Below are 14615 nucleotides of genomic sequence, written 5' to 3'. Positions count from 1 at the left end.
GGCGGTGTGGGGCACCAACACCACCGGAGACGGCAACAACAGTGACTGCCAGGGACACGGCACCCACGTGGCGGGCACGGTGGGCAGCAGCACCTGGGGGGTCGCCAAGGGCGTGAAGCTCGTCGCGGTGAAGGTGCTGGGCTGTGACGGCAGCGGCACCAACTCCGGTGTGATCGCGGGCATCAACTGGGCCCTGAGCAACAAGACCGGCCCGGCGGTGGCGAACATGAGTCTGGGCGGTGGGGCCAGCCAGGCGGTGGACGACGCGGTGAACAATGCGGCCAGCAAGAACCTCGTGATGGCCGTCGCCGCCGGGAATGAAAACCAAAACGCCTGTAACGTCTCTCCCGCTCGCGCCGCCAACGCCATTACCGTGGGCTCGACCACCAACACCGACGCCCGCTCCAGCTTCAGCAACTACGGCTCGTGCGTCGACCTCTTCGCGCCGGGCAGCAACATCACCAGCACCTGGATCGGCAGCACCACCGCCACCAACACCATCAGCGGCACCAGCATGGCCACGCCCCACGTGGCGGGCGCCGTCGCCCTGATCCTGGCGAATAACCCCTCCTACACGACGTCACAGGTCACAAGCGCCCTGCTCAATAGCGCCACGACCGGCAAAGTCACCTCGGCGGGCAGCGGCAGCCCCAACCGCCTGCTGTACACCGGCAGCGGCAGCACGAGCACCACGCCCGCTCCCGGCACCTCCACCACCTACACCGGCTCCGTGAGCCAGGGCAGCAGCTCCTGGAAACCCAGCACAAGCGGCTTTTCCTACGGCGGCGGGACCCTTCAGGGTACGCTGAGCGGCCCAAGCGGCACGGATTTTGACCTCTACCTCCAGAAGTGGAACGGCAGCAGCTGGGTGGACGTGGCTGCCAGCGAGGGCAGCAGCAGCAGCGAGAGCATCAACTACGCGGCGGGCAGCGGCACCTACCGCTGGGAGGTCTACGCCTACAGCGGCAGCGGCAGCTACACCCTGGTCGAGACGAAGTAACCGAGCACGGGCGGCGAGGGGCATCCGGTGACGGGTGCCTCTTTGCTTTGGCCTCTGAGTCGGGGCCCGCCTCGTGACCACCCTCCTCCTTCTCATTCTGTCTTGACCGTAACTGTGTTCTGTTATAGACTAAATCCATGCAGTTGAGCGATGTTCAGAAACGACTCCAAGCCCCGTTTCCCGCTCACCTCGTGGGCTGGAAAGCCCAAGCCTTTAACAAGGAGCGTACCCGCGCGCTGCTGCTGGCCTACGTTGATGCCCGCGCAGTGCAGGACCGCCTGGACGCCATCTGCCCCGACAGCTGGAGCTTCGAGCTGGAAGTGATTCCCGGCACCGCCACGCCGACCGTCAAGGGGCGCCTGACTGTGTTGGGCGTGACCCGTGAGGATATCGGCGAGGCCGCCGAAGGCGAGTACGGCACGCTGAAAGCCGCGGCCTCCGATGCCCTGAAGCGCTGCGCGGTGCAGTTCGGCATTGGCCGCTACCTGTACGACCTGCCCAAGCAGTGGGTGGACTGGAACGACGCCAAGCGCGAGCCCGTCACCACACCCGAACTGCCCGAGTGGGCCCGGCCTGACCACGAGCGCAGCCCCGGCGGCGCCCACCTCGTGCAGGCGATGGAGCAGCTCAAGTACGAACTGCCCGAGGACCTCGAGCTGCAACGCGAGGTGTACAAGCACCTCAAGGCCGCGCTGGGCAGCCTGCAAGGTGGAGGGCACAGCCGTCACGGACGGGCCGCATGAACCCGGTGACGCCGCGGCAACTCGCCGCCGTGATCCTCGGCGTGCTGATGCTCACGCTGATCGGCGGGGCGCTGGCGAACCTGCTGTAGGGGTGGGGGGTCTCCCACCTGATTCTTTGCCTCTCAAGCTATACGCCTCGTTTCTTCGTCTGCCGCGTCGGCACGTGACTCCAGGGATCGTCCGGCCAGGGGTGCTTGGGATAGCGCCCCCGCAGATCCTTGCGAACCTCAAAGTAGCTGCTGTTCCAAAAGGACCGCAGATCCTGGGTGACCTGCACGGGGCGCCCGGCGGGCGAGAGCAGGTGCAGCCGCACGGGGGTGCGGCCCGCATTCACGGTGGGCGTCTCTGCCAGACCAAACAGCTCCTGCAGCTTCACGGCCAAGACGGGCGGGGAGCCATCCGGCTGGTACTGAAGGCGAATCCTCGACCCACTGGGCACGGTGAGGAACGTGGGCGCAAGGTCGTCGAGGCGCCCCAGCAGCGGCCAGGGAAGCAGGGCTTGCAGGGCGGGGAGGAGGTTCAGGCGCTTGAAGTCGTCGCGGGTGCGGACACCTTCCAGAAAAGGGCCGAGCCAGTCCTGCAACGTGGCGAGCAGGGCCGCGTCGGAGAGGTCGGGCCAGCCCGTCTCCTCGGGGCGCCAGCGGCGGATGGACTCGACACGGGCGCGCAGATTCTCTGCCTCTGGGCTGAAGGTGAGGAGGTGGAGGCCCTCCGAGCGGACGGCCCCCGCGAGGGCCTCCACACGAGCGGCGTGGGGCAGGTCGGGCAGGGGGCGAGTCTCCAGCACGAGTGCCCCCACGCGCCGTTCTCGCTGGGCGACGAGGGTCCCGGTGCGAGTGTCCCAGCGCGCCGCGTCGTGCCATACCGCCCGAGCAGCAAGCGCCCTGGGGTCCAGCGGCGCAGCGAGGTGAATGCGCCCCTCCCCCGTCCCCGCATCCAGATGGGCGACGGCCAGCGCGGGGCTCGCAGCGAGCGCGTCCCCTTCCGGCAGCCGGGCGCCCTGCCCGCCCGCGAGCAGAAAGCGGCCTCCTCCCCCCTCCCGCGCGAGGGCCACGCGCTCGGGGTAGGCCAGGGCCACGAGGTGCCCCACTGCAAAGGGATCGGGCGGCAGGTCCTCGGGGCAGAGGTCCAGGAGCCTGCGCCACTGTGCGCAGAGGCGTTCCACCCGCTGTAGCACGCCGGCTTCCCCCCTCCCCCGCTCGCCCCGGCGCCAGGCACGCAGGGCCGCGACCCGGCTCGTCAGGTCGGTCCCGGCCCCGCCTCCCAGTGGGTCACGTTCTTCAAGCAGGGCAGCCACATCGGCAGCAAGCGGCCCCAGGCCGAGGGCTACGCCGCCTTGGAGGAGGTGCGCGAGACGGGGATGGGTGGGCAACTCGAGGAGGGCTCCCCCCCGCTGCGTGATCCGGCCCTCCTCGTCCAGGGCGTCCAGGTCACGCAGCAGGGCACGGGCCGCCTCGACACGCGGCGCGGGCGGCTTGTCCAGCCAGGCGAGCGCGGCGGGATCGGGCACCCCCCACCCCGCCAGTTCGAGCGTGAGGGGCGTGAGGTCCGCGTCCAGAATCTCGGGAGGGCGGGCTGCCGGCAGGGCGGCATGGGTGCGCTCGCTCCAGAGGCGGTAGGCGGTGCCGGGGGAGGTGCGTCCGGCGCGGCCCGCTCGCTGCTCGGCGGCGTCGCGCGTAACCCGGGTGGTCACCATGCGGGTGAGGCCGGTGCCGGGGTCAAAGCGCTGCGTGCGGCTCAGCCCGCCGTCCACCACCACCCGTACGCCCGGCAGGGTCAGCGACGTTTCCGCGATGGAAGTCGCCAGCACGACCTTGCGCCGCCCCTGGGGATCCGGCAACAGGGCGCGCCGCTGCTCGGCCAGGGGCAGGTCACCGTAGAGGGGGAGCACCACGGCGTTCACGTCGCTCAGGGCTGCTCGCGCCCCATGAATCTCCCGCGCGCCGGGCAGGAAGGCGAGGACGTCTCCTTCCACGTGCGCGGCGAGGGCCTCACGGACGGCGCGGACCACCACGTCCTCCACGCGCCCCACCGGGTCGGCGGGCAGGTAGCGCACGTCCACCGGGTACATGCGGCCCTTGCTCTGCACAAGCGGTGCCCCCAGACGTTCAGGCAGGGCCGGGTCCAGGGTGGCACTCATGACCAGCACGCGCAGGTCGTCTCGCAGCGCTCCCTGCACCTCGCGCAGCAGGGCCAGGGCGAGGTCAGCGTTAAGAGAGCGCTCGTGAAACTCGTCGAGGATAACCAGGCCCACGCCGCTGAGCTCCGGGTCCCGTTGCAGGCGGCGGGTGAGGATGCCCTCGGTGACCACCTCAAGGCGCGTGCGGGAAGATACCCGCGACTCAAAGCGGACGCGGAAACCGACCGTACGGCCCACCTCCTCCCCCAGGCCCTCCGCGAGCCGCGCGGCGACTGCTCGGGCCGCCACCCGCCGCGGTTGCAGCATCACGACGCCTTGCCCGGCCAAGGAGGGTTCGTTCAGCAGCGCCAGGGGCAGCGCGGTGCTCTTGCCTGCTCCCGGCGGGGCCTGAAGCACCACCAACGGGCTCCGCTCAAGCGCGGCGCGCAGCTCGGGCAGCACCTCAAAGACGGGAAGATCGGGGTAGGCCACGGGGGGCATGGTAGCAGGGTCAGGACGCTTCTCCCCCGCTGGGCGGCTCGCCCGTCTCCTCACCCGGCGACTTGTGAAAGGCTGCGCCGAACTTCCGCACGTCTTCGTGAATCAGGGTGGTGTTCAGGGAGACAGCGGCGATCATGCCGGTTGCTGCGGCGCTCATGACGTACTGGGGCGCGCCGGTCATGTCGCCCGCCGCCCATACGCCGCGCACGCTGGTCATCCCGTTCTCGTTGACCACCACGCGGCTTTTCTCGTTGAGCTCGCAGCCGAGCGACGCGGGCAAGGTGCTGTTCTGCTGCTGGGTCGGATTCAGGAAAACGGCATCCAGCGTAAGCCGCCCGCCCCGGCGAAACCGCACGTCCACTCGGTCCACGCCACCGAAGCGCAGGATGGGGCCCGTGAAGATGGGAACACCGACCCGGGCCAGGTCCTCGCGCTGCTCTTCCGTCAGCTCATCGGGGCCGTCCGTCAGCAGGGTCACGCGCTTGGACCAGGCCCGCACGCTGAGGGCGAGATGGTGACCCTCCTGACCGGAGCCCAGCACCCCCAGGGCCGCCTCACGGTTGGGCCAGCCGTCACAGTAGGGGCAGTGGTGAACGGTGCGGCCCCAGCGTTCGCGCAGGCCGGGGACATTGGGCAGGATGTCGCGGACCCCAGTGGCAAAAAGCAGACGCCGGGCCTGGACCCAGCCGCCATCATGCCGCACCGCAAACCCCTGCGGCAGAGCGCGGGCCTCGCGCGCCACCCCGGGCAGCACGCTCACCGGGTACGGGGCAAGGTCCTCCAGCCCGATCGTCTTCAGGCAGACTGGGGGCGCGCCGTCACGTGTGAAGACCCCGTGGGCCGCGGTGGCCTTGGCGTTGCGTGGGGGCCCGCCGTCCAGCAGCAGCACCCGGCGCCGTGCGCCTCCCAGCACCAAGGCGGCATTCAGGCCTGCCGGGCCTGCCCCGATCACCACGGCATCAAACGCCTGCACCTTCACCTCGGCGGGGACCGGGACGTACGCTCACGTCGGTGAGGACCGCGTCACGGGGGGCGTCAAGCACGAAGCGCACGGTCGCGGCCACGGTTTCGGGAGACACATAGGCGCGGGGATCGTACGCCGCGTTCTCCTGCGCCCGGACCTTCTGCTGCATGGGTGTGGCGGTGCGGCCCGGATAGACGCTGGTCACACGAACCCCGTGCGGCGCCTCCTCCTCACGCAGCGCGTCCGCCAGTGCCCTGAGGGCGAATTTGCTGGCCGCGTAGCTCGCCCAGCCCGGGTTGGCACGCAGACCCGCGCCGCTGTTGATGAAGACGACCGTGCCGCGCTCGGCCCGTACACCAGGAAGTAGGGCGCGCGTCAGGGCGGCAGGGGCCACCACGTTCACCGCAAGGGTACGCGTCCACACCTCGTCCTCCTGCTCGGCCACCGCGCCCAATTCCACGACTCCCGCACTATGAACCAGGTTCGTGATGCGGCCCAACCCGGCGACCGCTGCCCCAAAGGTCTCGGGCCGGGCGAGGTCCAGCGGCAGCGGCGTTCCGCCCACCTCCGCGACGAGCGCCCTAAGCCGCCCTGCGTCCCGTCCCTGCAAGATCAGGCTATGCTGGCCCGCCAGCGCCCGCGCGAGCGCCGTGCCGATCCCGCCCGTCGCCCCGGTGATCAGCGTCACGGGTCTGTGTGCATTCGTCATGGCCAAAACGCTAGCGCAGCAGCCGCACGTCAAAATACTGCTCCTGAAACGAGACAGCCTTTAGGATCTCCTCGTCACGCCACACCCAACCGGGCCGCACCACAACCAGCTTGTCCTCCACGTCATCCTGACGGACAAGCACCGCCGTCACCACGCCTTCTGCCTCCCGTACCGGCACGTCCCAGCCCAACAGATAGGCGTCCAGCGGCTGGCCATCACCGCCCCGTGTGCCGGGCAGTTCGCCGTAGTTGACCGGGTACACGAGGTCCGGCCAGCGCGGGTGGCGGGAGCCAAGCGGGCGATCCACCATCACACGTACCGTTCTGCCCAGAAAGGGGATGAGGTCTGGTTTCATGGTCGCAGCATAGAAAACCGCCCCACCGAACAGGGCAGGGCGGCCGGAGAAGGAAAAGGGGCGAACGGAGGAGCCGGAATTTGGATCAGCGGGTGCCCAGACCGTCAAAGGTGTCGGTAGGAAACACGTCCCACTGGGCGGCGGGGTCGAAGGGGTCACTGGGATTGGGGTCGCCGGTGGTCACGCTGGTCTTGCGGCGCAGGGTGCGGTCAAGCGTGGTGACGTCGCCGGAAATCCAAGCGCTGCCGGGGTCAAAGCCGACCTGCCCGAAGGTGTCGATCACCACGCCATTCTTCTTCAGAACGAGGGCGTCATCCCCATTGAAAGAGGTCACCGAGCTCTGAAGAAGCTGCCCCTTGTCCTTGAGGGCCTGAACCGCCGAAGCATTCACGATCACAAAGGTGCTGCCCGCCGCCAGTGTGCCACTCAAGGTGACGGTGTTGGTCGGCGCAGCAGCGCCGTTGGTGTAGAGCTCGACCGTGTAGTCGCCCAGGTTCACGGCCTGCCCGGTCGGGTTGTAGAGCTCGATCGCCTTGTTGCTGCCGCTCCCTTCCACGTACTCGCTGAAGTACAGGTCGGCGGTGTTCGTTGCGGGCGGGGCCTGCACGGTCACCGTCAGCGTCGCCTTGCCGCTCACGTCGCCGCCGGCTGCCTTCAGCTCGTAGCTGTAGGTACCGGCCGTGGTGCCCTCCGGTGCCGTGACGGTCACGTCAAAGGGCTGACCGCTGGTCACTGTGGCAGGCGCGGTGACCAGGGGGGGCGCGCCGTTCTGGGGCGTGACGGTGACGGTCAGGGCACCGGTCACGTTCTGTGCGGTGGCCGTAAAGGTGCGGGTCACGGCGGGAGCGCCGGCGACAGCGGTGACCGTGGCCGTCCCGGGCGTGAGGGCAACACTGGGGACCGGGCTGGTCGTGCCGCCTCCCTTGAGGTCCAAGCCGACCAGAACCGGATCGTGGTCGCTCGAGCGAAAGGCGTCGGGCTGGTACAGATCAGGGGTGGTGCAGGTGCTCGTCTTGCAGTTGGGGTTGTTCTTGTATTCGACGTTGTAGTCGAGGAAGGTGGGTTCGTCGCTGTTGACGTGCCACTCGGTGATGCCGGTGACCTGGCCGCTCAGGGAGGCACTGGCCAGGGCGTGATCCAGATACCCGAACTGGCCGCCGAACTGGTAGGAGTAGCGGTCCTCGGCGGGAATACGTCTGTTCAGGCTCTCAAAGCCACCTGAGATCAGGGTCTTGATGGGATCCTCGTCGCCGTAGGCGTTCAGGTCACCCAGCAGCAGCACGTCGGGGTCACCGGACGTGGCCTGCACGGTCTTCACGAAGTCGAGGAGCGCCTGGGCCTGCGCCACGCGCTTGAAGTTCCAGCAGCCCTGGCCCTGATCGGTGTCGCCGCTGGTGGGGCAGCTGCCCTTGCTCTTGAAGTGGTTGGCGATCACGCTGAACACTTCTCCCGTCGCGTTCTCGCGGAAGGTCTGCGCGACGGGTGGCCGGTCATTGATGGACGCGGTGTCGGCGAGGAAGTTCCCCACGGGGGTGACGCGGTCAGGCCGGTAGATGAGGGCGACCGTGATGGCGTCACTGCCGAGCTGACCGGTCTTGACGGCCGCATAGGTGCCTGCCCCGGCCGCCCTGTTGAGGGCCGCGACAAGGTCTTCAAGCGCGGCGTCCCCATTGTTCTGGATCTCCATCAGCGAGATCACGTCGGCCTTTAAGCCGAGCAGGGTGCTGACGATCTTGGCCTGCTGGCGCCCGAACTCATAGGCGTTGTTCGCGCCACGGTCGGTGCTGCCGCCAAAGGTGATGAAGTAATTCAGGACGTTCGCGCCGGCCACCCGCAGGCGGCCACCGACGGGTTTGGGCGTCGCCGAACGGGGATTGGCGTCGGTGAACTGAGGGGTGACGGTGGGCTCGATTTTAAAGGTGTCGTTCGCGTAGCGCAGCACGCCGGTCAGGTTTTGGACGGTATCGCCGGTACGGCGGGTGCCGGAGGCGTTCAGGTAGGGCAGAGCCGCGGGGTTCTGCACGTTGCTGCCATCATTGAGCACGATGCGGCGCAGGGCTTGGCTGGCTGCCGTCTCGCTGGGCGCGTTGCCGTTGGTGGGGACAAAGAGGCGCCCCCCACTCGACAAGCCGAGTTCGCCGTAGCGCCCGTACCCATAGTTGTCGGTCACCGTCATCGGCTGCGGGATGGTAACGAGCATGTTTTCGTACTGTTCGAGCTGGTCAAGCGTATTCAGCGGGAAGCTCAGGGTGACGGGTTTGACGACCTGGGTGCCGCTGCACTTCTGGAAAAGGGTCAGGGTGTCGAGCTGGGTGGCCGTGCCCGGCTGCTTGTCGCTGCTGCCGCGATACTCCCTCACGGTGCCGCCCACCTGCACGACGTCCCCCACCTGGACCTGCCGGGCCGTGGGGCCGGTATACACGAAGAGGCCGTCACTGGTGGCCGGGTCGTTGTCCGGCGCGATCTCCTGAACAAAAAATCCTCCCAGACCCGCCTGGAAGTCGCTGGTCACGACCCCGCGCACCGTGACGGTCTGACCCACCAGCGGACTGGTCGCGCCATTGCCCTGCACGGCCCCGATGTTGGTGATGGTGGCGGCGGGACAGGTGGGCGCCGCGTCACCGCCAAAGGCCAAGGATGCAGAGGTGCCCTCCGGGAGGACGGTCAAGGTGCGGCTCTGACCCTCGCGGACCTGCTCCCCCGCGATGGCGTGGGGCTGCACCGTGTACGCGTACCCCACGGGGAGGCTCAGCGCGCCGCTCCAGGTGCCATTTCCACGCGGAACGAGCTCGAGGGCGTAGCTCTTTTGGAGGTCCTGTGCCCGCAGGCTGGCGGTCCCCAAACTGTCTTGGGGTGCGGTGATGGTCGCCGTCACCCGCTCCGCCTCCACGTCCGTCACGGTGAGATGAAGCGGGGCGACCTCCGCGCCGGTCTCCACCGTCACATTCCCGGTCGTGGTGTCGAGCACGTTGACCGTGTTGCCCGCCGTGCTGCTGAGATTCGCCGTGTTGGTGACCGTGACGCTGATGCTGCGGGGACCGGGCGCCGTGTAGACGTGGGTGGGGTGCACCTCGGCCTCCTGCCCGCTGAGCGGGATGGTCTGGGTGCTCCCGTCTCCCCAATCCACGGTGACCGTCTTGAGCGAGGCGCTGGCGTCCGCCTGCCGCGCCGCGATGTTCAGGGTGTAGGCCTCCCCCTTCTTGACGGTGTCCGCGCCACTGAGGGTGGGCACCGCCGGGGCCGTGGCGTTCACGACGTCGGTCAGGCCCACGCTGACCCTTCCGTCCTCCTCGCTCAGACGAAGCGTGGCCGTGCCCTGCTGCTGCAGGGTGCCGCCGCTGTCCCGACCCTCGACGATCACCCTGACCGCGCGGCCCGTAGGAATGCCCCGCAGGGTGCCCGAGGCGGTGTCGCCATTCCCGATCAAGCGGGCCTCCAGCGCTCCAGCCTTGGCGATCAGCACGTTGCTCTTGGCCGTCACGCCCGCAACCGTCACCTGAATGGCGCTCGTGATGCGGTTGATCCTCAGGTTGATGGGCTGCTCGTCCGCAAAGGTGACCTGGCGGCTCCCCTTGTACAGCACCACCTTTTCCGCATCGGTCCCGTCGTAGGCACGCGCCGTCAGGGTATAGGCCCCCTTGACCAGATCGGGCACCGTAAAGGTGGCGGTACCGCCCGTGAGGGTCGCCGTGAGGGAACGAGCCTCGTTCCGGGTGTTCTCATCGGTACCGCGTACCTCCAGGGTCACCTGCTGCACCTCGGCGGGCAGCGAGAGAACCTGAATAAGCGCCTTCCCTTTCGCGGCCCCAGGGCTCTGGGGACCGGAGGAGCAGGCAGAAAGCAGCAGGGCAGCAGAGAGCAGCAGTAGGGATGGTTTCATCAGATCTCCTGAAAGTGGCCTGACTGAGGGGAGAACCAAAAAGGCCAGGTAGGATAAGCCTCTCCGCCCTCTGTCAGCGGATATTCAGCACAGGGCTAGACAACACCGGGCCCTGCGAGGATAGCAGAAGGCCCAGGAACGCCGCTCGTCTAGGGCACGGGGGTCAGAACACCACGTCCTGCTCGACCGGGTGCAGCAACACCTCATCGATACGGGCATGCAAAGGAGCAGTCAGGGCGTACAGCACGGCGTCCGCCACATCGTCCGGCCGCAACCAGCCCGCCTTGTGCGCAGCCCCCTGCACGCTGCCCGCAAAAAAGGTGTCCACCATGCCGGGCCGGATTTCGGTGACCCGCAGGCCGTACGCCCGCCCCTCATAGGCGAGGGCCTGGGTCACCGCCCGCTGCGCGTACTTGCTGGCCGTATAGAGCGCGCCGCCCGCAAAGGTCCGCGCCGAGACGTCGCTGGTCACGTTCACCACCTGTGAACCCTCGCCCCGTGCATACCGCTCGCGAAAGTGCGGGATGAGACCGCGTGTGACGAGCAGCGTGCCCAAGACGTTCGTGTCCATCACCCGGCGGTATTCCGCGGGGGTGATCTCCTCGACCGGCTGGAAGGAACCCACTCCGGCGTTGTTCACGAGGGCGTCCACGCCCGCCCGCACCGCAGCCCGCGCAAAAGCGTCCACGCTCGCCTCGTCGGTCACGTCGAGCCTCCAAAACTCGGCACCGTCCAGCTGAAGGCCGCCCACGTCCCGCGCTCCCGCGATCACCCGCGCGCCCTGGGCCGTGAGTGCCTGGGTCACCGCCCACCCGATTCCCTTGCTCGCTCCGGTCACCGCGATCACCCGGCCGCGCAGCGCTCTGTCCCGCATCGTCATGGGAACAGGGTAGCTCAGCTTGGGAACACCCTCGGAGCCGGTGGGTCAGCGTTCTGCGCCCAGGATGCGCGTAGGATGCGCCCATGACAGCGAGTGGACTGAAGTTTCCCCAGGGATTCAGGGCGGCGGCGCTGGCTGCGGGCATCAAACCCAGCGGCCGAACGGACCTGAGCTGTGTGGTCAGCGACGCACCCTGCGTCTGGGCCTTTGCCGGCACGCGCAGCACGACGGCCGCCGCCTGTGTGACGCGAAACCGTGAGGTGTACGCGCAGGGCGGACCGGTGCGGGCCCTGGTGGTGAACGCCGGAAACGCCAATGCAGCCACCGGGCAGCAGGGCGCACGGGACAACGCGGCCATTGCGCAGGCCCTAGGCCGTGTCCTGAACGTGGACGCGCAGGCCGTCCTCACCGCCAGCACCGGCATCATCGGGCACCTGCTGCCGATGGACCGGGTGCTCGGCGGCCTCGAACGTCTGCCCGGCGCGCTGGGGCCGGATGCCCTGCCTTTCGCCTCGGCGATCATGACGACGGACACGCGGCCCAAGACGGCCCACGCCACCCTCAGCACGGGCGCGCGCATCGTCGGTACCGCCAAGGGCAGCGGCATGATTCACCCGGATATGGCGACCATGTTCGCCTTTGCCTTGAGTGACGCGCAGGTCGATCAGGCGGTGCTGCGAGCCGCCTTTCCCGGGATCGTGAACCGAACCTTCAATGCCGTCACGGTAGACGGCGATACCAGCACCAACGACATGGCGCTGGTGCTGGCCAACGGCCAGGCGGGCGAGGTGGACCCGGCAGAGTTTCTCACTGCGCTCGAACGCGTGCTGCGCGACCTCGCTCGGCAGATCGCCGCCGATGGAGAGGGCGCGACCAAGCTGCTGACCGTGCAGGTCACGGGCGCCCGCAGCGAGGCCGAGGCGCTTGCCGCCGCGCGAACCTGCTGCGTTTCGCCGCTGCTCAAAAGCGCCGTGCACGGCAACGACCCGAACTGGGGCCGCGTCATTATGGCGGTGGGGCGGAGCGGAGCAGCCGTCGCCATCGAGCGCCTGACGGTGGCGGTACAGGGCATTCCTGTCTTCGCCGGAAAACCCCTCCCCTACGACGCCGCGCAGGTCAGCGCGAGCATGAACGCCCCGGAGGTGGTCTTTGCGGTCAACCTCGGGGTGGGGAACGCGGAGGGCGAAGCCTGGGGCTGCGACCTCAGCGCCGAGTACGTGCGGATCAACGCCGACTACACGACCTGAAGGGGAGGCCGGGGGAAGGGTCAGCGGCCAGGAGGTGAGGTCACTCCGGCTGGATTCGTCTGAATGTTCAGCCGAGCGATCTGCGCGTCGAGGTACTTCTGAGCGGCGTCACGCGCGAGCTGCTCACGAATCAGGGGAGCGACTTCGGCCAGGGGTGCCAAACCCGCCTCCTGGCGCCTCGTGACCACAAGCACATGCCAGCCGTACTCGGTCTGCACGAGTTGCGGTTGGTTGAGGGGGGCACCAAAGGCGACCCGGTCAAAGGCCGCGACGGTCTCACCGGGCTCGAAGCAGCCCAGATCGCCACCCTCCTGGGCGCTGCCGGGGTCCTGGCTCTTTTCCTGCGCGAGCCGGGCGAAATCCGCGCCGCCCTGAACGCCCTGCAAAATGGCCTGCGCTTCCGCCTGCGTCTTGACCAGAATGTGCTTGGCGCAGGCCTGCGCAGGACGGGTCAGAGCGGCGCGGTTGAGGTTGTAAAAGCTCTGCACGAGCGCGTCTCCGAACTGAAAGCGGTCCTTGAGGGCAGCGAGGTAGGCCTGCACCACGGCCTGCCGCTCCAACTCCGCGCGCAGCTCGGCCACGCTTTCAAAACCGGTCGCTTTGAGCGCTTCGGTAAATTCAGCGTCGCTGGCGAAGTCTGCTCGGGCCTTGGCGACCTGCTCGTCAATCTGCGCCGCGGTCACCTGGGTCCCCCGGCGCGCGAGTTGGTACACCGCGCGGTCACGGGCGAACTGCCCCAGGTACTCAGCGCGGGCTTCGGCAAACTCCGCGAGCATGTCGGCCGAGTACGGCACGCCCTGCGCGTTCAATACCCGCGCCACCGCGATTCGGAAGGCTCGGTCAAAATCCGCGAGGGTATAGGTCTCGGTGCCGACCCGCGCGACCACGGGCGACTGTGCCGCAGGGGTTGCGGGTGCAGCCGGAGCCGCCGGCGCCGGCGCAGCGGGCACGGGCGTCGTGGGAGCAGGGGTCTGCGCAAGGGCCGCGCCGCCAAACAGAAGCGCGAGCGTCAAGAGGCTCTGTTTCATCCTCATACTGTACTCTCCCGCTGGCCCGGTGGGTGCCTTTGGAGGAGCGCGCCCCTGCTACAATCCCCCCCGATGCGCCTGACCCTGGTCGAAACTCGTGATCCGCGCGTGTATGACGACGCGGTGCGTTCTCTGCCCATCACCAGCGCCCTGCAGGGCTGGGGCTACGGCGAGGCGCGCCGGGTGTTGGGTCAGGTGCCGGTCCGCTACCTGTTGCAGCGCCAGGGGCAGACGGTCGGGGCGCTGCAACTGCTGCGCAAGCGGCTGGTACCGGGCCTGTCGACCCTGTATGCCCCGCGCGGCCCGGCCCTGGAATCGCTCGACCTGCTTCCAGCGGTGGCGGAGGCGGTCCGGCGGGTGGCCCGGCCCACCGACGTCCTGCTGAAGATCGAGCCTCCCTTCCCGATCCCAGCAGACGGCAGCGTGCCCATTCCCGAGGCCTTCGGTTCCTTCCGCCGCGCGGAAAGCGAGCAGCCCGAGCACACCATCCTCGCTGACCTCACCCGCACGGAAGACGAACTCTTCGCGGGCCTGCACGCCATGGCCCGGCGCAACGTGCGCGCCGCCCAGAAGCTGGGTGTGGTCGCCGGGCGTGACGATGACTTCGAGGCGTTCTGGGAACTCTTTACCGCGACGAATGAACGCGCCAAGCTGGGCGCCTTTCCCCGCGCCTACTACGAGACGATGCTGCGTGAGGGGGACGCGTACGGCGGTGAGGCCTACATCGTCCTCGCGCGCCATGAGGGCAAAGCCCTTGCCGGAGGCTTTTTTCTGGCGATGGGGACGAGCACCTCGTACCTCTTCGGGGGCAGCGTCCGCGACGACCGCACCCACCCGGACGGCACGCCCTACAGGGACGTCAAGGCCCCTGACGCCTTCTACTGGCACGCGATGCTGGATGCCAAGCGGCGGGGCTATACCCTCTTTGACTTCTGGGGCATTCCGCGCGTTCTCGACGAGAGCAAGCATTCCTACGGCGTCTTCAAGATGAAGCTGAAGTTTTCTGAGGAGCGCGTGTGGTACCCCGCCTATGACCTGAACCTAAACCCGGCGGCGCCCGCCGTCGTCAAAGCCCTGCGCTGGCGTAAGACGCGCAACAACCTGCGCAAGCGGGGGAGCGCAGAAGACGTGCTGTGAAGCAGCGGCGCAACCAGAGCAGCGGGAAAAGGACGGATTCCAGAACGAGGTT

General features: G+C 68.4%; 11 protein-coding genes (1 of these 11 cut by a window edge). 4 read left to right on the top strand and 7 right to left on the bottom strand.

What is annotated here, in order from left to right:
• Both EI73_RS01840 and ddrA read left to right on the top strand, forming a co-directional pair.
• Positions 1-1000 carry the 3' portion of a S8 family peptidase gene (locus tag EI73_RS01840; protein WP_034383583.1) on the top strand. It extends 551 nt beyond the left edge of the window, so 1000 of the gene's 1551 nt are visible here — the last part of the coding sequence; the start codon falls outside the window, past its left edge; the stop codon is at positions 998-1000.
• 137 nt (positions 1001-1137) lie between these two features.
• On the top strand, positions 1138-1743 hold the full coding sequence (ddrA, locus tag EI73_RS01835; protein ID WP_034383581.1) for a single-stranded DNA-binding protein DdrA: 606 nt from the start codon (positions 1138-1140) through the stop codon (positions 1741-1743).
• Between the two features lie 127 nt (positions 1744-1870).
• Here ddrA and hrpB read toward each other — a convergent pair whose 3' ends face one another.
• The 6 genes from hrpB to EI73_RS01805 form a co-directional block, all read right to left on the bottom strand.
• Positions 1871-4363 (bottom strand): ATP-dependent helicase HrpB, encoded by a 2493-nt coding sequence (hrpB, locus tag EI73_RS01830; RefSeq protein ID WP_034383579.1) that lies wholly within the window; start codon positions 4361-4363, stop codon positions 1871-1873.
• A 10-nt stretch (positions 4364-4373) separates the two neighbouring features.
• Positions 4374-5336: an NAD(P)/FAD-dependent oxidoreductase gene (locus EI73_RS01825; RefSeq protein WP_034383577.1), complete on the bottom strand. Its 963-nt coding sequence runs from the start codon at positions 5334-5336 to the stop codon at positions 4374-4376.
• A complete protein-coding gene (locus EI73_RS01820; RefSeq protein WP_034383575.1) occupies positions 5323-6036 on the bottom strand; it encodes an SDR family oxidoreductase in 714 nt (237 codons plus the stop codon). Before EI73_RS01820 ends, EI73_RS01825 begins: the two co-directional genes overlap by 14 nt.
• Before the next feature lie 10 nt (positions 6037-6046).
• Complete coding sequence (locus tag EI73_RS01815) at positions 6047-6391, bottom strand: inorganic diphosphatase (RefSeq protein ID WP_034383573.1); 345 nt, start codon at positions 6389-6391, stop codon at positions 6047-6049.
• Positions 6392-6476: 85 nt separating this feature from the next.
• The gene (locus EI73_RS01810; RefSeq protein WP_051935374.1) at positions 6477-10271 is read right to left on the bottom strand and encodes an ExeM/NucH family extracellular endonuclease; all 3795 of its coding nucleotides are present in this window, start codon (positions 10269-10271) and stop codon (positions 6477-6479) included.
• A gap of 163 nt (positions 10272-10434) precedes the next feature.
• Positions 10435-11151 carry an SDR family oxidoreductase gene (locus EI73_RS01805; protein ID WP_231557257.1) on the bottom strand — a complete coding sequence of 239 codons (717 nt, stop codon included), beginning with the start codon at positions 11149-11151 and terminating at the stop codon, positions 10435-10437.
• An 83-nt stretch (positions 11152-11234) separates the two neighbouring features.
• Here EI73_RS01805 and argJ point away from each other — a divergent pair, with 83 nt between their 5' ends.
• The gene (argJ, locus tag EI73_RS01800) at positions 11235-12398 is read left to right on the top strand and encodes a bifunctional glutamate N-acetyltransferase/amino-acid acetyltransferase ArgJ (RefSeq protein WP_034383571.1); all 1164 of its coding nucleotides are present in this window, start codon (positions 11235-11237) and stop codon (positions 12396-12398) included.
• A gap of 20 nt (positions 12399-12418) precedes the next feature.
• Here argJ and EI73_RS01795 read toward each other — a convergent pair whose 3' ends face one another.
• Positions 12419-13426, bottom strand: a complete 1008-nt coding sequence (locus EI73_RS01795) for a peptidylprolyl isomerase (protein ID WP_034383569.1) — start codon at positions 13424-13426, stop codon at positions 12419-12421.
• Between the two features lie 72 nt (positions 13427-13498).
• Here EI73_RS01795 and EI73_RS01790 point away from each other — a divergent pair, with 72 nt between their 5' ends.
• The gene (locus EI73_RS01790) at positions 13499-14563 is read left to right on the top strand and encodes a peptidoglycan bridge formation glycyltransferase FemA/FemB family protein (protein WP_034383567.1); all 1065 of its coding nucleotides are present in this window, start codon (positions 13499-13501) and stop codon (positions 14561-14563) included.
• Positions 14564-14615 lie beyond the last annotated feature (52 nt).

Source organism: Deinococcus sp. YIM 77859 (assembly GCF_000745175.1).
Lineage (GTDB): Bacteria > Deinococcota > Deinococci > Deinococcales > Deinococcaceae > Deinococcus.
The sequence above is the reverse complement of the archived record's forward strand: the minus strand, read 5'-3'. Positions and strand labels throughout refer to the sequence as shown.